The 18,401-nt window shown below is 72.0% G+C and carries 14 protein-coding genes; 5 read left to right on the forward strand and 9 right to left on the reverse strand.

The window, feature by feature from the left end:
- Positions 1 to 234: 234 nt before the first annotated feature.
- From BLW76_RS05075 to eccCa, 3 genes are all read right to left on the reverse strand, one after another.
- Entirely contained in the window at positions 235 to 594 is a 360-nt protein-coding gene (locus BLW76_RS05075) for a hypothetical protein (protein ID WP_091304669.1), read from the reverse strand.
- Positions 595 to 608: 14 nt separating this feature from the next.
- Positions 609 to 2,627, reverse strand: coding sequence for a type VII secretion-associated protein (locus tag BLW76_RS05080; protein ID WP_091304670.1), 2,019 nt, complete (start codon positions 2,625 to 2,627; stop codon positions 609 to 611).
- A 103-nt stretch (positions 2,628 to 2,730) separates the two neighbouring features.
- Positions 2,731 to 6,744: a type VII secretion protein EccCa gene (eccCa, locus tag BLW76_RS05085; RefSeq protein WP_091304671.1), complete on the reverse strand. Its 4,014-nt coding sequence runs from the start codon at positions 6,742 to 6,744 to the stop codon at positions 2,731 to 2,733.
- Between the two features lie 305 nt (positions 6,745 to 7,049).
- On the opposite strand from eccCa, the gene eccD reads away from it, so the two are divergent.
- Together eccD and mycP are read left to right on the forward strand one after the other, a co-directional pair.
- Positions 7,050 to 8,414, forward strand: coding sequence for a type VII secretion integral membrane protein EccD (gene eccD / locus BLW76_RS05090; RefSeq protein WP_091304672.1), 1,365 nt, complete (start codon positions 7,050 to 7,052; stop codon positions 8,412 to 8,414).
- Between the two features lie 20 nt (positions 8,415 to 8,434).
- Positions 8,435 to 10,024 (forward strand): type VII secretion-associated serine protease mycosin, encoded by a 1,590-nt coding sequence (gene mycP / locus BLW76_RS05095; RefSeq protein ID WP_091304673.1) that lies wholly within the window; start codon positions 8,435 to 8,437, stop codon positions 10,022 to 10,024.
- Between the two features lie 4 nt (positions 10,025 to 10,028).
- Here the strand turns inward: mycP and BLW76_RS05100 are convergent, their stop codons facing one another.
- From BLW76_RS05100 to eccB, 3 genes are all read right to left on the reverse strand, one after another.
- Complete coding sequence (locus BLW76_RS05100; RefSeq protein WP_091304674.1) at positions 10,029 to 11,048, reverse strand: WXG100 family type VII secretion target; 1,020 nt, start codon at positions 11,046 to 11,048, stop codon at positions 10,029 to 10,031.
- Positions 11,048 to 11,362: a hypothetical protein gene (locus BLW76_RS05105; RefSeq protein WP_244170046.1), complete on the reverse strand. Its 315-nt coding sequence runs from the start codon at positions 11,360 to 11,362 to the stop codon at positions 11,048 to 11,050. Before BLW76_RS05105 ends, BLW76_RS05100 begins: the two co-directional genes overlap by 1 nt.
- Positions 11,363 to 11,426: 64 nt before the next feature.
- The gene (gene eccB, locus BLW76_RS05110; RefSeq protein ID WP_091304675.1) at positions 11,427 to 13,058 is read right to left on the reverse strand and encodes a type VII secretion protein EccB; all 1,632 of its coding nucleotides are present in this window, start codon (positions 13,056 to 13,058) and stop codon (positions 11,427 to 11,429) included.
- Positions 13,059 to 13,311: 253 nt separating this feature from the next.
- Between eccB and BLW76_RS49440 the strand changes: the two genes are divergently transcribed.
- The 3 genes from BLW76_RS49440 to BLW76_RS05125 all read left to right on the forward strand — a co-directional run bounded on the left by BLW76_RS49440 (position 13,312) and on the right by BLW76_RS05125 (position 15,756).
- Positions 13,312 to 13,854 carry a hypothetical protein gene (locus tag BLW76_RS49440; RefSeq protein ID WP_244170048.1) on the forward strand — a complete coding sequence of 181 codons (543 nt, stop codon included), beginning with the start codon at positions 13,312 to 13,314 and terminating at the stop codon, positions 13,852 to 13,854.
- Positions 13,776 to 14,963 (forward strand): type VII secretion protein EccE, encoded by a 1,188-nt coding sequence (gene eccE / locus BLW76_RS05120; RefSeq protein WP_244170062.1) that lies wholly within the window; start codon positions 13,776 to 13,778, stop codon positions 14,961 to 14,963. Before BLW76_RS49440 ends, eccE begins: the two co-directional genes overlap by 79 nt.
- Before the next feature lie 73 nt (positions 14,964 to 15,036).
- Positions 15,037 to 15,756 (forward strand): hypothetical protein, encoded by a 720-nt coding sequence (locus tag BLW76_RS05125; RefSeq protein WP_091304676.1) that lies wholly within the window; start codon positions 15,037 to 15,039, stop codon positions 15,754 to 15,756.
- A gap of 51 nt (positions 15,757 to 15,807) precedes the next feature.
- Here the strand turns inward: BLW76_RS05125 and truA are convergent, their stop codons facing one another.
- The 3 genes from truA to BLW76_RS05140 all read right to left on the reverse strand — a co-directional run bounded on the left by truA (position 15,808) and on the right by BLW76_RS05140 (position 18,372).
- The gene (truA, locus tag BLW76_RS05130) at positions 15,808 to 16,638 is read right to left on the reverse strand and encodes a tRNA pseudouridine(38-40) synthase TruA (protein WP_091304677.1); all 831 of its coding nucleotides are present in this window, start codon (positions 16,636 to 16,638) and stop codon (positions 15,808 to 15,810) included.
- 73 nt (positions 16,639 to 16,711) lie between these two features.
- The gene (rplQ, locus tag BLW76_RS05135) at positions 16,712 to 17,260 is read right to left on the reverse strand and encodes a 50S ribosomal protein L17 (protein WP_091304678.1); all 549 of its coding nucleotides are present in this window, start codon (positions 17,258 to 17,260) and stop codon (positions 16,712 to 16,714) included.
- Between the two features lie 41 nt (positions 17,261 to 17,301).
- Positions 17,302 to 18,372: a DNA-directed RNA polymerase subunit alpha gene (locus tag BLW76_RS05140; RefSeq protein ID WP_091304679.1), complete on the reverse strand. Its 1,071-nt coding sequence runs from the start codon at positions 18,370 to 18,372 to the stop codon at positions 17,302 to 17,304.
- Positions 18,373 to 18,401: the final 29 nt, after the last annotated feature.

The raw sequence follows: 18,401 nt of genomic DNA on the forward strand, positions 1-18,401 counted from the left end.
GTGGTGGTTGTCCGTACCAAGCTTGTTCGTTCGTACGGCCCTACGACGCAGACACTGCCACGTCCGGTTCCCTCGTGTCGTGGTTTGCCCGGAAGTAGTTGCTTGCGTTAACGCTCCCCGCGGGAACCGGTCGCCACCGGTATCCGGGAAGCTCCCCGAACCGGTGGCGCGTCACCCGGAAAAGCGTTCCCCACCAGGGGGATTAGCACGCGCACAGCAACCGGCGACCGGATTTCACTGATCGCGCTGCATGATTCGCATCTGGGAAAAGTCCTCATCCTCATCACCCGATCGAGGGGTTCGCGCGGCAGGTTGCGAACGCGAAGGAACCGGATCGGGAACCGCGGGAACCGGATCGGGAACCGCCAGTCCCCGGGCGCGGCGGAACCGTTCGGCGGCCGCGCGCAGCGTGCCCGGCGTCGGGTCGCCGGACTTCGTGCCGCGCCCGCTCTGCTTCAGCAGTTCGGCGTTCTCGCTGTGCCGCCGGTGGCTGCGCGCGAGGGCGTTCCCGGCGACGCGCCGCGAATGCGTCACCGCGTCCTGGCCGATCCGCTTGAAGGACGCTGCAGCGCTCTCGAATTCTTCGGACGGCACCGCGTGCCCTCCTCTCAGTTGAGGATTTCGACCGTGCGCACAGCCTGCTCGCAAGCCGCGGCAACCCGCGCCCGCAGCGGGGCCGTGGCGTACTGGCAGCCGACGTGGACGCGGATCCGGCCCTTCGCCACGACGTACCAGTCGACCTGGAGGTCGGGCCGGTCCGGCTTGCTCTCGTGGTACCCGATCACCGTCTTCCCGGCGTAGGACAGGCTCGGGTTGAACGCGCTCCAGCGCTCCGGTTTGCCGGCGGCGAGCCGCCGGAGCTCCTCGACGAGCTTCTGCGGGTCGGCCGTCGCGTCGTAGTCCATGACGTACTCCTGCACGACCACGAGGTCGTTGCCGTCACGGGACTCCTGCGGGTGGATCACGACCTGCTTCTCGGCGACCCGGTCGTCGGTCTGGACCCAGTCCTCCGGGGCGACGAACTTGAAGTCGTACGCCGAGAGCGTCCGGCCGCTCTCGGCCCCGGAGCCGCGGAACACCGCGAACCCGGCGACGACGAGCGCGGCCACGACGACCACCGCGACCGCGACGATCCCCGCGAGCTTCCGGCGGCTCTTCGCGGCAGGCTCGGGCGCGGGCCGGGCGCCGGTGGCCGGGCCCGGCGGGTTCGGCCGGCCGGGCGGCCCGGCGGGCGGGGACCACGGCCGGGCCACCGGCTGGCCGGACGGCGGTGACGGCGGGGGCACCGGGCGGTTCGGGAACCCGGCCGGCGCGGGCGCCGGGGTGTGGGGCGGCCCCGGACGCCGGCCGGCGTCACCGGGGCGCGGGGCGACGTCGCCGGGGCGGACGACCTCCGTGCGCTGCGCCGCCGGGTTGTGGGCCCCCGGGCCGGGCGCGGCACCCAGCCGCGCCATGGCTTCGCCGGGCAGCGCGCCGGTGCGGTCCGGGTCCACCAGCACCGCCCGCAGCGCGCCGCGCGCGACGACCGTCTCGGGCTGGTCGAGGCTCGTCGGCACGACCCCGGTGCGTTCGTGGACCAGCCGCGAAATCATCGGGATCCGGCTCGAACCGCCGACCAGGAAGATCGCCGTGAGCTGCTTCGGCCGCAGGCCGGCGTCGCCGATCGCGGCGACGGTGAGCTCGACGGCCCGGCCCAGCGGCGCCGCGATCAGCCGTTCGAGGTCCTCGCGCGTGACGTGCGCGTCGGCGAACGGCGGCGGCATCGGCACGTCGGTGTAGGCGTGCCGCGACAACGTCTCCTTCGCGCCCCGCACGTCTTGCCGCAGCACGCGGCGACGGCGCCGGTCGGCCAGCTCGCGGCCTTCGACGAGCTCGCGCCAGGCGTCCGGGTCGGCGGCGCCGACCAGGGAGCCGACGTGCTCCAGCAGCGCCTGGTCGATGTCCGCGCCACCGAAGCCGGGGTCGCCCCGGGTGGCGAGCACCTGGAAACCGCCGCGCTGCGGACGGCCGGCCCGGTCGCGCGCGGTGTCCGGCGGCAGCCGCCGCACCACGCTGACGTCGACCGTGCCGCCGCCGAGGTCGAGCACCGCGAGCGCGTCGCCGGGGCGGCCGCTGAACTCGACGGTGCGGTCGTTCGTCACGTCCTGCGGCGCGAACGTCGCCGCGTGGTACACCGCCGCCGCGACCGGCTCCGGCACGAGCGCGACCTCGCGCGCCAGCCCGCCCGCGGCCTGCCGCAGCAGCCGGGTGCGGATCGCGCCCCAGTCCGCGGGGTGGGTCAGCACGAGCAGGTCGACCTCGGCGTCGCCGGCCAGGCGGCGTGCTTCGGACACCGCACGCCCCAGCACGGCGTGCACGACGTCGGTGACCCGCAGGACGTTCTCGCCGAGCAGCAGCTCGCCCTCGTCGATCCGCCGCTTCGGGTTCGGCTCGTACCGCGACGGGTCGACGGCCGCCTGCCGCTCGGCCTCTTGGCCTACGAACAGCGTGCCGTCCGCGGCCGCGTACACCGCCGAGGACATCAGCGGCTGGCCGTCGATCACCACGACCTGCGGTTCGCGCCCGTTGACCGAGGCGACGACGCAGGTGCTCGATGTCCCGAAGTCCACCGCAACCCGGACCGTCACCAGCAGCTCCCGAAAACAACACAGTCGATGTTCGCGCTCCACCGGGACGCGCCCTCGGGGAGGAACCTACCCACCTCGCCGAGAGCGCGTCCGGCCGACGTCGTCAGTCGGGCTGGATCCACGACACCTGGATCAGCTGCTTGCCGTTCTTCCGGGTCAGCAGGTTGCCCCGGCCCGGCGGCATCGCGCTCGCCTTGATGTTGCCGACCAGCGCGCCTTCGTCGCGCGAGCCGTTCATCACCATGCCCGGGGCCGCGATCTCCTTGAGCTTGCCGATGATCGGGTCGTACATCGCCTTGCTCGCGCCACCGGTGCGCCGCACGACGACCAGGTGCAGGCCGACGTCCTTGGCCTGCGGCAGGAAGTCGGAGATCTTGCGCAGCGGGTTGTTCGTCGACGTGGCGACCAGGTCGTAGTCGTCGACGAGGATGAACAGCTCCGGCCCCTTCCACCAGGACCGCGTCTTCAGCTGCTCCTGCGTGACGTCCGGGCCCGGCAGGCGGCGCGTCATCGAGTTGAAGACGTCGCCGACCATGCTCTCCAGCTGCGCGGACGAAACCGCGTACCCGAGGAGCGAGTCGCCCTGGATGAAGCCGAGCATCGTGCGCCGGTAGTCGACCAGCAGGATGAGCGCTTCCTTGGCGGTGTAGCGCTCCGAGATGCCCCGGGCGATCTGCCGCAGCAGGTTCGTCTTGCCCGACTCGCCGTCCGCGAAGGCGTAGAAGTGCGGCTCGGCGTTGAAGTCGATGTAGATCGGCTGCAGGTCTTCCTCGTTGACGCCGATCGGGATCAGCTTCGAGTCCCGCGCGGTGTCGAGCTTGAGCACGTCCTCGTAGGTGATCAGCTCCGGCAGCAGGCGGACCTGCGGCGCGACGCGGCCGCGCCAGGCGCCCTTGATCTTCGCCACCGCGTCGGCCACGCCGGCCGCGATCGTCTCCGGGTCGCTGGAGCCGTCGATCCGCGGGAGGCCGCCCAGCATGTGCAGCTTCTCGCGGGTCAGGCCGCGGCCCGGCCGCCCGGCCGGGATGTTGACCGCGACGCGCCGGTCGATGTCGGACTCGGTCGGGTCACCGAGGCGCAGCTCGAACCGGGTGCCCAGCATGTCCTTGATCGCCGGGCGGATGTCGGCCCACCGGTTGGCGGCGATGATGACGTGCACGCCGTAGGACAGACCCTGCGTGGCGAGCCGGGTGATCGTGGTTTCCAGCTCTTCGAAGTCGTCGCGCAGGGCGCGCCAGTTGTCGACGATCAGGAAGGCGTCGCCGAACGGGTCCTGGTCCGGCCGGATCTCCCCGCGGCGCTTGCGGTTGCGGAACTCGGTCATCGAGTCGATGCCCATCGCCCCGAACCGGCCTTCGCGCTCGGTGAGCAGGGTGGTCAGCTCGGCCACGATCCGGCGGGCCTTGTCCGGCTCGCGCCGGGCCACGGCCACGCCACCGACGTGCGGCAGGTCGGCCAGACCGGCCAACGTGCCACCACCGAGGTCGAGGCAGTAGAACTGCGCCTCTTCCGGCGTGTGGGTCAGCGCCATCGACATGATCAGCGTCCGCAGCATGGTGGACTTGCCGGTCTGCGGGCCGCCGACGATCACGCCGTGGCCCGCCGCACCGGAGAAGTCCGCCCACAGCGGGTCGCGCCGCTGCTCGTACGGCCGGTCGATGATGCCCAGCGGCACCTGCAGCCGCCCGTTGCCGAAGTAGCCCACCGGGGACAGGCCCCGGTCGTCGGTCGGGTTCAGGTTGGGCAGCAGGGTGTCGAGCGAGTTCGGGTCCTTCAGCGGCGGCAGCCACACCTCGTGCGCCGGCGGGCCCTGGCCGACCAGGCGCGAGACGATGACGTCGAGCTCGCTGGGTTCGACCGCCTCTTCCGACTGCCGCTGCTGTTCCTGGACCGGCGCCTCGATCTGCTGCGGCTCCGGCTCCTTCGGCAGCTCGACGAAGTCGGGGACGAACAGCTGCGGCCGCTTGTCCGCGCGGACGACGGTTGCCGCCGGGCCCGCCACCTTGAGGCCGGCCGGCCGGTACGGGCCCGAGACGTAGGACGCCTTGAACCGCACCAGCGTCGAGGTGTCGTACTTGAGGTAGCCACCACCGGGGACCGACGGCAGCTCGAACGCGTCCGGCACGCCGATCGCGGCGCGGGATTCCGCCGCCGAGAACGTCTTCAGGCCGATCCGGTACGACAGGTGCGAATCGAGGCCGCGCAGCTTGCCCTCTTCGAGGCGCTGCGAGGCGAGCAGCATGTGCATCTGCAGCGACCGGCCCAGCCGGCCGATGGCGACGAACAGGTCGATGAAGTCCGGCTTCGCCGACAGCAGCTCGGAGAACTCGTCACAGACGATGAAGAGCGCGGGCAGCGGGTCGAGGTCCGCGCCGTTTTCGCGCGCCTTCTCGTATTCCCAGACGTTCTTGAAGTTGCCGCCGTTCTTCAGCGCTTCCTGCCGCCGGTTCATCTCGCCGGCCAGCGCGTCCTTCATGCGGTCGACCAGGGTGACCTCGTCCGCGAGGTTGGTGATGACCGCGGAGACGTGCGGGGCCTTGTCGAGGCCGAGGAACGTCGCGCCACCCTTGAAGTCGACGAGCACGAAGTTCAACGTCGAAGACGAGTGCGTGGCCAGCAGGCCCAGCACCAGCGTGCGGAGGAACTCCGACTTACCGGAACCGGTGGCGCCGATGCACAGGCCGTGCGGGCCCATGCCCTCGGCGGCGGCTTCCTTGATGTCGAGCTCGACCGGCTGCCCGTACTCGCCGACGCCGAACGGCACGCGGTAGCGGTCGCGGATCGGGCGGGGCCGCCACGCCTGCTGGACGTCGAAGGTCATCGGGTCGCCGGGGATGCCGAGCAGCTCCAGCAGCGACGGGTTGGACAGCAGCGGCTCTTCGTCACCGACGTCCTGTCCCCCGGCACCGCCGACGCGGTACGGCGAGATGAGCCGGGCCAGGGACTCGGTCTCGACCAGGCTGAGGGTGTCCGGCCTGCCGAACCACTCGACGCCGCCGGCACTGCGCGCGCCGAGCCTGTCGGCCTCGACGACCAGCCGCAGGCCGCGGCGGGCGGCGAGGTTGCCGAGGGAGTCGGACAGGTCGATCAGCGTGACGCCGACCAGCCCCTCCTCCAGGACGATCTGCTCTTCGCGGGTGACCTCGGCGTCGTCGATGATGATGACGACGTGCGGCTGGTCCGGCGCCGGCGTGGCGTTGCGGGAGAAGCGCTGGCGGTCACGGAGTTCTTCGTCGAGCCAGTCTTCGATCTGGGCCAGCGAGCCTGCCATCATGCGGAGCTGGCCGATGCCGTCGGACAGCGTGGGGTGCTGGACGTGCGGGAGCCACTTCGCCCACTCCCACTCCTCCTTCGCCCGGCCCGCGGTGGCGACCGCGATCAGGACGTCGTCGGGGCTGTGGAAGGAAACCAGCTGCGCGAGCATGGCGCGGGTGAGTCCGCGGGTCAGCGTGCGGTCGCCCTGCATGCTGACCGCGGCGAACCCGCGGAGGGTGATCTGCGTGGGCAGGTCGGGGACGATCGAGTGCGCGCGCACGAACCGGCGCAGCGCGAGGGTGGCGATCGGTTCCAGCTCGTCGACGGGCCCGGTCTGGGGCGGGACCAGCCGCGTGGCGAGCCGGTGCGAGCTGCGCCCGACGCGCAGGTGCAGGAAGTCCTGGTCGTTCTGCCGTCGTTCCCACATCCGGCGGCTGGCGGCCAGCGACCAGAGCGACTGCGGGTCGGGGTGCACCCATTCCAGGGCGGCGCGCTGGTCGACCATCGCCTCGCGGGCGCGGTCGCGCATCTGGCCCAGGTAGCGCAGGTAGTCCTTGCGGTCCTCGTCCATCTCGGCGCGCTTGGCGCCGCCGCCCTTGCCGCCACCGCCCGCCATCATCCCGAGCGTCCCGACGACCATCATGCCGCCCATGGCCATCATCATCGGGTTCCGGTTGCTGGCCTGGAACATGAAGACCATCATCCCGAGCGACGCGACGATCATGACGACCGGAAGCGCCTTCATCACGATGTTCCCGGGGATGACCCGGGGCACCTCGGGCGGCGGCTCGAGGTGCACCTCACCGCCCGGCGGCCGCGGTGCCGCCAGCCGCGGCGACTTCTTGAACTGCAGCGTGCTCATCGAAGGACCCCTCATTCAAACTCGACGATGGCGGCCACCGCTTGGTGCGCGACCAACCTATCGAACGCCTCCGTGGAATTCCGCCGGATGCCGGAACCGCCCGGTAACGCTGTCTCATCGTCGTGGAGCGAGTGTACGGCCCGGCACCGACAGTAATCCCCGGTTCGTGCCTCTGAGCTGCTGTTGCCGGTGATTTTCGGACGTTCGATGATGTCGGCACCGGGGTTCGGTATAAGTTCCCCCGGGAGCAGTCTCATCAGAGCGGGGGCAGTGCAGTGGCTACGGGCACGACAGTATTCAGCAGGGTGACGGTCGTCGCGCCGTCCACCCGGATCGACGTGGCGCTGCCCGCCGACGTCGCGGTGGCCGATCTGCTGCCGATGCTGCTGGACATGGCCAAGGAGACCTCGCCCGACGGAGGCGCCCGGCACGGCGGCTGGGCGCTGGCGAAGCTCGGCGACGCCCCGCTCGACCCGAGCCGCACCCTGGCCTCGCTCGGCGTGGTCGACGGCGAGCTGCTCCAGCTGCGCAAGCGCAACGAAAACCCGCCGCCGCCGCTGTACGACGACGTCGTCGACGCCATCGCCGAATCCTCGCCGGACAGCTTCCGGCCGTGGACGAAGGAGACGGCGAACCGGTTCGGGCACGTCGCGGGCGGGCTGGCGCTGTTCGCCGCCGCCGTCGCGCTGTTCATGAGCGGCTCCTTCTACGGCGGCAGCGCGCTCGGCGCGGCCATCGCCGGCGGCATCGGCGCGATCGCCTGCGTCGCGGTCGGCGCGACCCTCGCCAAGGGCTACCAGGCCGAGCCGACCGGGGTGCTGATCGCCGCGGCCGGCGGCCTGCCGCTGGCCTTCGTCAGCGGCTTCTACATCGTGCCGGGCCTTTCCCTGCGGGCGAACCTGCTGCTCGGCGCGGTCCTGGTGATCATCGTCGCCTCGGTCTGCATCATGGTCATCGGCGCCGGCATCACGACGTTCATCGCCGCGGCCACCGCCGGCACCTTCGGCGCGCTGGCCTTCCTGTTCGGCACGCTCGTCGCGCACCCGGCCGCCGGCATCGCGGCCGGCACGGTCGCCGTCGCCCTCGCCTGCATCTCGATCCTGCCGCGCGCCACGATCTGGCTCGCGAAGCTGCCGCTGCCGCACGTCCCGAGCAACGCCGAAGAGCTGAAGGAAGACTCCGGCTTCCCCGACTACCGGGCGATCGAGCGCCGCACGGCGATCGCGCACAACTACATGACCGGCCTGATGGTCGGCTGCGGTGCCACGGTGGCGATCTCGGCGATCATCGCGGCGACCGCGCCCGGCGCGTTCGGCATCATCCTCGGCGTCGTCGCGACGCTCGTCCTGCTGCTGCGCGCCCGCGCGTACGCCAACGGCAGCCAGGCGATCGCCCTGCTCACCACCGGCCTGGTCTCGGCCACCGGGATCGCGGTCGGCTGGCTCGTCTCGGCGAGCGCGCAGAACCGCCTGCTCTACGTCTTCGGGCTGCTGATCCTGCTCGCCGCGGGCGCGCTCGTGGTCGGCGTGATCTTCCCGAACCAGCGGTTCTCGCCGCCGCTGCGGCGCACGGTGGAGATCATCGAAGCGATCTGCATCGCCTCCGTGCTGCCGCTGGCCCTCGGGGTGATGGACCTTTACACCACCCTGCGGCACCTGAACTTCAAGTGACCGGATCGGGTGAATCTCGGATGGCAGCAGGACGCCGTTTCGGCGCGACCCGGCGAACCACGACGGCCCTGATCGCCGGCACGCTCGGCGTCCTGGCCCCGCTGGGCGCGACGATCCCGGCGCAGGCCCAGACCGCCCCGGCCGACGGCTACTTCGCGACGCCGCCCCCGGTCGACATGGGCAAGCTGATCCCGGATTCCCGGCAGCCGGACAAGAAGTACAAGAAGTCGAAGGCCTGCGTCCAGCGCAGCACCCTCGGCCAGAACATCGTGCTGAAGAACCGGCCGTGGGGCCAGGACTACCTGCAGATCGCGAAGGCGCAGGAGATCGTCAAGGCGGCCACGGGAAGCGCCGGGGGCGGCGTCCGGGTCGCGGTCGTCGACACCGGCGTCACCCAGCACCCGTGGTTCCAGAACCGGGTGAAGTCCGGCGGCGACTACGTCGCGAAGCCGGACGGGAAGCAAGAAGGCCTCGAAGACTGCGACGGCCACGGCACCGAGGTCGCCGGCATCATCGCGGGCAAGCCGGACAACCCGGAGGTCGGGTTCATCGGCGTCGCCCCGGACGCGACGATCGTGTCCTACCGCCAGCTGAGCGAGAACTACGAGCCCGACACCTCGACCCAGGCACCGCCGCCGTCGAGCAGCACCGGGGGCACGCCGCCGTCGTCGAGCACCAGCCCGCCGCCGGGTGGTGGCGGGGGCGGTGCCGAAGGCGATGGGACGTCCCCCGGGCAGTCCAACGGCGGGCGCCAGCTGGAGAAGGCCGGCACCGCGGGCACCCTGAAGACGCTGGCCGAGATCATCCGCGGCATCGCCGAGCGGAACGAGGCCGACATCATCAACATGTCGGTCGACAACTGCCGCCCGGCGACCGGGTCGATCACCGAAGGCGAGCAGCAGGTCCAGGCCGCCGCCCGCTTCGCGGCGCAGCGGGGTGTCGTGATCATCGCCGCCGCGGGCAACGCGACGGACACCTGCCCGCAGAACGACCAGCCGGACGCGCGGAAGCCGAAGACGATCGTCACGCCGCCGTGGTTCGCCGACGACGTGCTGTCCGTCGGGGCGATCGACGAGTTCGGCAGCGTGGCCCCGTTCAGCGTGCACGGCCCGTGGGTCGGCGTCGCGGCACCGGGGACGCAGATCATGTCGCTCGACCCCGCCGAAGGCTCCGACGGCCTGGCGAACCTCACGTTCGAGAACGGCGACAAGGCCAGCCCGATCCAGGGCACGAGCTTCGCGGCACCGTACGTGTCGGGGCTCGCGGCCCTGGTCAAGGCCAAGTACCCGAGCCTGGACGCGAAGGGCATCATCAACCGGATCAAGGAGACGGCCCAGCACCCGGCGGCGCCGGGTGGGCGCGACAACTTCGTCGGCTACGGCGTCATCGACCCGGTGGCCGCGCTGACCCAGAGCCTGCCCTCCGAGGTGGGCAACCTGGCGCCGATGCCGGGCCCGCAGCTCGCCCAGCTCCCCCCGGCCAACGACCGCAGCCCGACCCCGGTGATCGTGGCGCTGGCCGGCACGGGCGGCGGCCTGGTGGCGTTGCTGATCACCCTGTTCGTGATGCGGACGATCCGCCGCAACCGGCCCGAACCCACCGGCCGCTGAGGCCTTACTTCGCGGGCGGTTTCTTCTGCTGCGGGTTCTCGTCCTCGCCGATCACCGGCGGGGCGACCAGGCCGGGCTCGCCCAGCAGGTCCGACGACTTCGTGACCGGGCGCGTCTTCGACGGGCGGCGCGCCTGGCCGCCGCCCCCGAAGGCGCCGAAGCCCATCATCGGCATCATCGGGACGCCGCCCGACGTGCTGTGCCGGTCCTCTGTGGACGGAGCGGGCTGCGGGTCCGCGGGGTGGTCGGGATCGGTCGGACCGGCGCCCGTGTGCCGCCCCTCCGCCGGGCCGTCGGCCGAGGACGGCGTCATGACCTCGTCGGTGGAAGCCGGCGCCGAGGCAGACGCCGCCGCGGTGGCCTGCTCGTCACCCTCGTTCAGCGCGTCGTCGTGCAGCTTGAAGCGTTCCGGTGGGTACCGGTGCCGGATCTCGATCGTGCGGGAGGCCGCGTCCGGGTCGTCGACGCCGTTGCACAGGCGGTCGAACGCCTCCATGACGTCGCGGGCCGTCTCGTGCAGGGCCTTCGCCGAGTCCTGGGTCTCCTGCAGCTGCGTCCGGGCCCGCTTCGCGCCGCCGGTCGGGAGCAGCATCGTCTCCGAGGTCAGCTCCGCCGCGTCCACCAGCACCTCGACCAGGTCGACGACGACGTGCCGCACGGTCGTCACCATCTCGTCGAGCGCGCCGGCCAGTGTCTCGAGGGCCTCGCGGAGGTCGCCGCCCGCCGCGCCGATCGAGCGGATGTACGCGACGAACGAATCCGCGTCGCGGCCGGCCCAGCCCGCGTCGAGCCGGCCGAGCTGGTCGTCCAGGCGCGCCGACACCTCGGCCGCGACGGACGCGGCCTGCCGCAGCCTGTCCGCTTCGGCGCCCAGGTCGGCCCAGCGGCCGAGCAGCGGCCGGAAGTACGTCTCGACCGGGTCGATCACGCCCAGCTGCCCCGACAGCTCCGTGAGGTACGCCAGGTACGGCTCGGCCGCCGCCGCGATGTCCTCGCCGGCCGGTACCGGCACCGAAGTCGTCATCACTCGAGCCGTCCGGCCCGCTTGATCAGCTCCGCGGCTTCCTCGTCCTGCCCGCCGTGGCGGACCGTCACCTGCCGCAGGGCCTCCGCGGCCGAGCGCAGCGCCTCGGCGCCGTCGGCCAGCTGCCGCCGCAACGCCCCGGCCGCGCGGCCGTACGACTCGCCGAGGCCGAGCTGCGCCCCCAGCGCCCCGTAGGACTCCGCGCCGACGTCGCCGCCGACCTCGGCCGCCGCCGCGTCCAGGTCGGCCGCGGCGGCGTCCGCCGTCTCGGCGTACCGGGCGACGACGACGCCGTCCATCTTCAAGCCGGCCACGGCACCTCCGCTCACGAGAAAGACCTACGAGCGTGGGACGCCCGCCGCCGGACGGCGGTTCCGCTCAGTTCCCGGCCGGTGCGGTCGGGGTCGGGTAGGCGCCGGCGTTCGGGTCGATCGGCACCGCGTCGAACTGCCGCAGCACGTCCTGGGTGTTCAGCGACGCCCCGGTCGGCAGCAGGCCGATGATCGACTCGGGCGCGGGCTGCCGGTTGTTCAGGCCGATCGCGTCCGCGGTCTGCGCGTCCGGGACGCTGTAGCGGACGCCCCGGTCGGAGATCAGCTGGATCGCGCCCTTGCCGAAGCTGGCCTTGCCGGTGGCGGACTGGACGACCGCGGCGAACCCGGGCTTGAGGTAGAAGCCGTTGAGCGGCACCCGGTTCGGGCCCGGCGTGGTCACCGCCATCGGGGCGAACTTGTCGCCGGTGCTCTTCTGGCCGGGCAGCTGCGTGTCGACGTACACCGAGGTGTGCGCGTCCTGGTCAGGGCCGGACCCGACCAGCGACCAGCCCAGGCAGGCGACCGACGAGTTCTTCGTCGCGTCGAGGACCGTCGGCACCGAGCGCGGGAAGTCGTCGACCGGGATGTAGTCCGGGTCGGTGGGCTGCAGGGTGCGCACGCCGGCGAGCTTGTCGAGCCCCAGCGTCTGGATGCTGCTGGAGCTGCCGTTCTTCGCGACGCGGATGATGTCGGCGACCGCGTTGGACACCCGCTGGATGCCGGTCGTGGTGATCGCCCAGTAGTTCAGGTCACGCTGGCCGGCCTGCTGCGTCGCGAAGACGTCACCGGCGGTCAGGCCGTCGAAGTCCGCCGGGGCCGGGCCGTTCGCGATCTTCGGCGGGGTCAGCTTCGCGACCTCGGGGATCGCGTTCAGCAGCCCCTGCGTGATCTTCCGCGGCGACGGCGGCAGCTGCAGCGCCGTCCGGACGGCGTCGTTCGGGTTGTCGACGTCGATCTCGGCACGCACGGTGTTGGCGTTCGGCCGGTTCCGGGAGCTCGGCAGCCGGTAGACGAGGTAGGTCTTCCCGTTGTCCGCCTTGGCCAGCAGCGCCTCGTTCTCGCCCAGCTCGGTGCCGAGGCCGCTCGGCGCGATGCCGCCGAAAACGTAGGTGTTGGTCCGGCCCGTGTCGGGGTTCGGCAACGCCGGATCGAGCTGAACCTGGTCGCAGACCGCCCAATTGGGGGTAATACGCTGGGAATCCGTCGGGATCAGCTGCGGACCGTCCGGAATTCCGGTGAGTTTGTCGCGCGGAATGTTCTTCAGCTGGTCGTCGGAAACGACCGTGGGATTCTTCACACTCGCCGGGCTCGCCGGGGCCGGGGCGGGTGCCCCGGTCGCGCCGCCCGCGCCCGGCTGTTTCTGCTGGGCCAGCAGCAGCAGCCGCGCCGACGCGAGGTTGAAGGTCGGGATGAGCTTCTTCGGGTTGCCCGCCACGACGTAGACCGTGCCGGACTGCTCGCCGATCACGATGTTCCCGGCCTCGGGCACCGACGGCGCCGGGCTGAGCAGGCCCCAGACGACGAAGACGATCATGCCGAGCGCGCCCAGCACGACACCCACGATCGTGGCCCGCGTGTGGGTGCGCATCGGGTCGTGCAGCATCACGGCGTCCCTGCGGACCAGCGCCGACTGCATCCGCCGTAGGACGAACTGATACGCCTGGACCTGAGACTTAGTCGTGGGTGTTGATGGCATTCTCGACCTACAGCTCTCCCCGTCGCGGTACGGTTCCGCAGGATAGCCGTACGGGGACCGTCTGGTGTGGGGTTTCTACCAACTCAAGCTAGTGTCGGGCACCCCGGGACCCGGCTTCCGGGTACGCAGCAAGCACGAGGGGAAGAGAAAGCGCGGATGTCCGTCACCACTCCTCCACGTCCGCCTGGCCCGCCCGGGCCCCCGCCGCCCGGTGGCCGTCCGCCGGGCCCGCCGCCGCGGCCGGGCAGACCCGGTGGCCCCGGTGGTCCTGGTGGAGTTCCCGGTGGGCCCGGTGGCGTTCCCGGCGGCCCGGGTGGTCCTGGTGGCGTTCCTGGCGCGCCCGGTGGTCCCGGCATGCCTCCTCGTGGTCCCGGTGGCCCTGGTCCCGGCGGACCGGGCGGCCCCGGCGGACGTCCTGGCGGCCCGGGTGGCCCCGGCGGTCCCGGCGGCGGTGGCCCTGGCGGTCCGGGTGGTCCCGGCGGCGGTGGCCCTGGCGGTCCGGGTGGTCCCGGCGGCGGTCCCGGCGGGCCTGGTGGCCCTGGCGGCGGTGGCCCTGGCGGCCCAGGTGGTCCCGGTGGCGGTGGTCCTGGCGGCCCGGGTGGCCCCGGCGGCGGCCCGCAGGGGCCCGACGACAGCGGTCCCGCCACTCCCCCGCCCGGCCCGGCCCGGGTGGCCCCGCCGGCGCGGCGCCGGTCCGCGGGCGTCACCCTCGGCCCGCTGCCCGTCGCGAACCTCGTCGTGCTCGAAGTCGGCCTCGCGATCGGTCTCGTCCTGCTCGCGATCGACATGTCGCTGAAGTACGTCGGCATCGGCATCGTCGGCTTCGCCCTGATCGTCGCGCTGCTGCGCCGGCGCGGCCGCTGGTTCACCCAGTGGGTCGGCCTGACGCTGCGCTACAGCTTCCGCTCGCACGACCGGGTGGCCAACCCGCTGCCGCCGAGCTCCGTCGAAGCCATGGCCGCCGAAGAGACCACCGTCACCGGCCCCGACGACGCCAGGGTGAACCTGCTGCGCATCGCCGTGCCCGACCTCGTCGTGGCGCACGGTGTCGACCACGAACGCCAGCAGGTCGGGCTCGCCTGGAACGACGGCACCTGGACGGCGGTGCTGCTCGTCGAGCCGGCCCCGGCGTTGATCACCCAGGCCGACGGGGCGCCGAGCCTGCCGCTGTCGGCGCTGGCGCCCTGCCTCGAAGACCGCGGTGTGGTCCTCGACTCCATCCAGATGATCTGGCACTGCTACCCGGGCAGCGCGGCGCTGCCGTCGGACTCGCCGGCACTCAGCTCCTACATGGAGGTGCTGGGCCCGCTGCCCGCGGCGGCGCGGCGGACGACGTGGGTGGCGATCCGGCTCGACCCGAAGCGGTGCCCGGCGGCGATCCGGGAGCGTGGCGGCGGCGTCGTCGGCGCCCACCGCGCGCTCATCGGCGCGCTGTCGCGGGTGCGCAACGCGCTGGAGTCCCAGGGTGTGCCGACGCGGCCGCTCGACCCGGACGAGCTGCTGCGCGCGAGCATCTCGGCCGCGGAGCTGACCGCCGTTGCCGGGTCGCCCACCAAGGTGACGCTGCAGGAACGCTGGTCCGGCGTGACCGCGGCCGGCATCGGGCACGCGAGCTACGCCATCACGGGCTGGCCGAAGGGCAAGGTCACCAGCAGCCTGAACGCGCTGACGAGCGTCCGCGCGCTGTCGGCGACGCTCGCGATGTCGATCTCGCCGGCGTCCGACGAGGGCAAGATCGGGCTGCGCGGCGTGGTCCGGTTGAGCGCGCGGAACCCGCGTGAGCTCGACGCCGCCGACCAGCGGCTGAACGGGCTGTCCGAGCGGCTGGGCGTGGACCTGACGCCGCTGCGCGGGCTGCAGGTGTCCGCGTTCGCCGCGACGTTGCCGATCGGAGGCACAGCATGAGGGAGCTTGCGCCCGAATCATCCAACACTGCGTCTTCGGCGAATGCCGCGCCGAGCGTTAGCGAGGTGTGCGCATGAGTTCGCGCGTCCGTGACGCCGGGCAGAACAGTGGCGTGGCACCGGAGTTCACGGTCGATCCCGCGCTGCTCGACGCGATCAGCCCGTCGGGTGACCGCGGGGGCATCGTGCTCGGCTCGGGCCTCAAGGGCGAGCCGCTGACGATCTCGGCGCTGCGCTCGACCCCGACCCGGATCGTGCTGGTCGGCGGGCTGTACCTGGCCCGCCAGGTGGCCATGCGGGCGATGGCGGTCGGCGCGTGGGTCGTGGTCGCGACCGGGCGCCCGACCGAGTGGCAGGTGCTGTCCCGGGCGGCGGGCAGCCGCGACGGGCGGCCGTCGCCGCTGGTGCAGATCCGCCGGCTCTCGCCGGTCGAGCTGCCGCGGCCGTCGGAGGACGCCCCGCTGCTGGTGGTGACCGACGGCGGCCCGACCCCGCAGGACCTGTTCCCGCCCCGCTCGCCCTGGCAGACGACGGTGTACGTGCTCCCGTACCTGCACCCGCAGGCGGGCGCGACGGCCAACGCGGCGGACCTGGTGCTGATGCAGCGCCTCCCGGCCGGCCAGGCCGAGCTGGCGGCCCGCATCTGGCGCCTGCCGCCCCAGATGATGCGCCAGCTGACGACGTTGCAGGACGACCAGGTGGTGGCCCTCGGCCGCAACCTGTGGCGCCCCCTGCGCCTGGTCACCACAGGCAAGGAGCAGCAGCTCCTCGGCCCAGTCCGCCGCGGCGACTGACTCATGTCATGAACGACTCTTTCATGACGTCTGGCGTCATGAAAGAGTCGTTCATGACATCGGGGTGCGGACGTTCCTCGTCTGCTCCGCGCGGGCCGCGAGTTCGGCGTCCGGCGGGTAGTCCACGCCGAGCAGGGTGAGGCCGTGGGCCGGGGCGACCGCGCTGTCGCGGATGCCGCTCTCCAGGACCTTCGACGGCCACGCGTCGGTGCGGCGGCCGTCGCCGACCAGCAGCAGCACGCCGACCAGGCTGCGGACCATCGAATGGCAGAACGCGTCCGCCGAGACCCGGACCTCCAGCAGGTGGTCGTCCACCCGCTCCCACTCGAGGCGCTGCAGCTCGCGGATCGTCGTGCCCGTGTCGCGCTGCTTGCAGTACGCCGCGAAGTCGTGCAGACCCAGCAGTTCCGCGGCCGCCGCGTTCATCGCGTCCGTCGACAGTGGACGGTTCCAGGCCAGCGTGTCGTGGCGGCGCAGCGGGTCCACGCCCCAGGGCGCGTCCGAGACGCGGTAGCGGTAGTGACGGCGGATCGCGGAGAACCGGGCGTCGAAGCCCGCGGGCGCGATCCGGGCGCCGAGCACGCGGACGTCACCCGGCAGGAGACGGTTCCAGCGGCCCACCATGCGGGTCAGGTCCGGGATGCCCTCGGGAGACACGGGAACGCGGCCTGAGGGCCCGGAAAGAGGCACCACGTCGACGTGGACCACCTGGCCGGTCGCGTGCACGCCGGCGTCCGTGCGGCCCGCCACGACGACGGACTTCGGCACGGCGGCCCCGGGCGGCTGCTTCCGCAGTGCCTCCTCCAGGAGGCCTTGGACCGTCCGGCGGCCCGGCTGCCGGGCCCAGCCCGAGAAGTCCGTGCCGTCGTAGGAGACGTCCAGGCGCAGACGAACGAGCCCGCCCTCCCCGGGGGGAGTGGCGGGCTCGTCCGGTGTCGAATCGGCCGTCAGGACGTCAGTCCTTCTTGGCGTCGGCGTCGGTCTCCTCCGAGGCAGGAGCCTCGGTGGTCTCCTCGGCCTTGGCCTCCTCGGCGGCGGGCGCCTCGGTGGTCTCCTCGGTCGAGGTCTCCTCGGCAGCCGGGGCGGCGGCCTTCTCGTCCTTGGCGAACTTGGTCTTGCGCGCGCGCTCGGCCTCGGACGTCACGGTCTTCTCGGCCACCAGCTCGATGACGGCCATGGCGGCGTTGTCGCCCTTGCGCGGCATCGTCTTGGTGATCCGGGTGTAGCCACCCGCACGCTCCGCGAAGTGCGGACCGATCTCGGCGAACAGCTTGTGCAGGACGTCCTTGTCACGGACGACCTTCTGCACCTGACGGCGGTTGTGCAGGTCGCCCCGCTTCGCCTTCGTGATCAGCTTCTCGGCCAGCGGGCGGACCCGGCGGGCCTTCGCCTCGGTGGTCGTGATCTTGCCGTGCTCGAACAGCTGCGTGGCCAAGTTGGCCAGGATCAGCCGCTCGTGCGCGGACGACCCGCCGAGCCGGGCTCCCTTGGTAGGGGTGGGCATTGGTTCTCCTAGTTCAGCTCACAGCGTCCAGGCACAAAGCCTCAGAGCTGCTCGGTCTCTGCGTAGTCCTGGCCATCGTCGTGGCCGTCCGAAATCCCGTCGGCGATGCTGCCGACACCCTCCGACCAGCCTTCACCGTCGTAGCTGGCGGCCGCCGCGGTCGGGTCGAACCCGGGCGGGCTGTCCTTCAGCGCGAGGCCGAGGCCGACGAGCTTGAGCTTGACCTCGTCGATCGACTTGGCGCCGAAGTTGCGGATGTCGAGCAGGTCCGCCTCGCTGCGCGAGACGAGCTCGCCCACCGTGTGGATGCCCTCGCGCTTGAGGCAGTTGTACGACCGGACGGTGAGGTCCAGGTCCTCGATCGGCATCGCGTAGGCGGCGATGGTGTCCGCCTCCTGCGGCGACGGGCCGATCTCGATGCCCTCGGCGTCGACGTTCAGCTCGCGGGCGAGACCGAACAGCTCCACCAGCGTCTTGCCGGCCGACGCGACCGCGTCGCGCGGCGTGATCGACGGCTTGGTCTCGACGTCCAGGATCAGCTTGTCGAAGTCGGTGCGCTGCTCGACACGGGTGGCCTCGACCTTGTAGGTCACCTTGAGCACCGGCGAGTAGATCGAGTCGACCGGGATCCGGCCGATCTCCGCGCCCGCCTGCTTGTTCTGCAGGGCCGGAACGTAACCGCGGCCGCGCTCGACGACGAGCTCGATCTCGAGCTTGCCCTTGCCGTTCAGCGACGCGATGTGCAGATCCGGGTTGTGCACGGTGACACCCGCCGGCGGCACGATGTCGGCCGCCGTGACCTCACCCGGGCCCTGCTTGCGCAGGTACATGGTGACCGGCTCGTCCTCTTCCGAGGACACCACGAGCTCCTTGAGGTTCAGGATGATGTCGGTGACGTCTTCCTTCACCCCGGGAACGGTGGTGAACTCGTGCAGCACGCCGTCGATGCGGATGCTCGTCACGGCCGCGCCCGGGATGGACGACAGCAGCGTGCGACGCAGCGAGTTGCCGAGCGTGTAGCCGAAGCCGGGCTCCAGCGGTTCGATGGTGAACCGGGAGCGGGTCTCGTTGACCGTCTCTTCGCCGAGAGCCGGCCGCTGGGAAATCAGCATTTCTTCCTAGTTCCTTTCCAGACGACGCC

Origin of the sequence: Amycolatopsis tolypomycina, from assembly GCF_900105945.1 — a bacterium.
GTDB lineage: Bacteria > Actinomycetota > Actinomycetes > Mycobacteriales > Pseudonocardiaceae > Amycolatopsis > Amycolatopsis tolypomycina.

What these genes read in the sequence shown, in the direction of transcription:
- rplQ (WP_091304678.1), bottom strand. Translation starts at nt 17,260, where the DNA reads ATGCCCACCCCTACCAAGGGAGCCCGGCTCGGCGGGTCGTCCGCGCAC.
- BLW76_RS05140 (WP_091304679.1), bottom strand. Translation starts at nt 18,372, where the DNA reads ATGCTGATTTCCCAGCGGCCGGCTCTCGGCGAAGAGACGGTCAACGAG.
- eccB (WP_091304675.1), bottom strand. Translation starts at nt 13,058, where the DNA reads ATGCCATCAACACCCACGACTAAGTCTCAGGTCCAGGCGTATCAGTTC.
- BLW76_RS05100 (WP_091304674.1), bottom strand. Translation starts at nt 11,048, where the DNA reads ATGACGACTTCGGTGCCGGTACCGGCCGGCGAGGACATCGCGGCGGCG.
- eccCa (WP_091304671.1), bottom strand. Translation starts at nt 6,744, where the DNA reads ATGAGCACGCTGCAGTTCAAGAAGTCGCCGCGGCTGGCGGCACCGCGG.
- BLW76_RS05125 (WP_091304676.1), top strand. Translation starts at nt 15,037, where the DNA reads ATGAGTTCGCGCGTCCGTGACGCCGGGCAGAACAGTGGCGTGGCACCG.
- mycP (WP_091304673.1), top strand. Translation starts at nt 8,435, where the DNA reads ATGGCAGCAGGACGCCGTTTCGGCGCGACCCGGCGAACCACGACGGCC.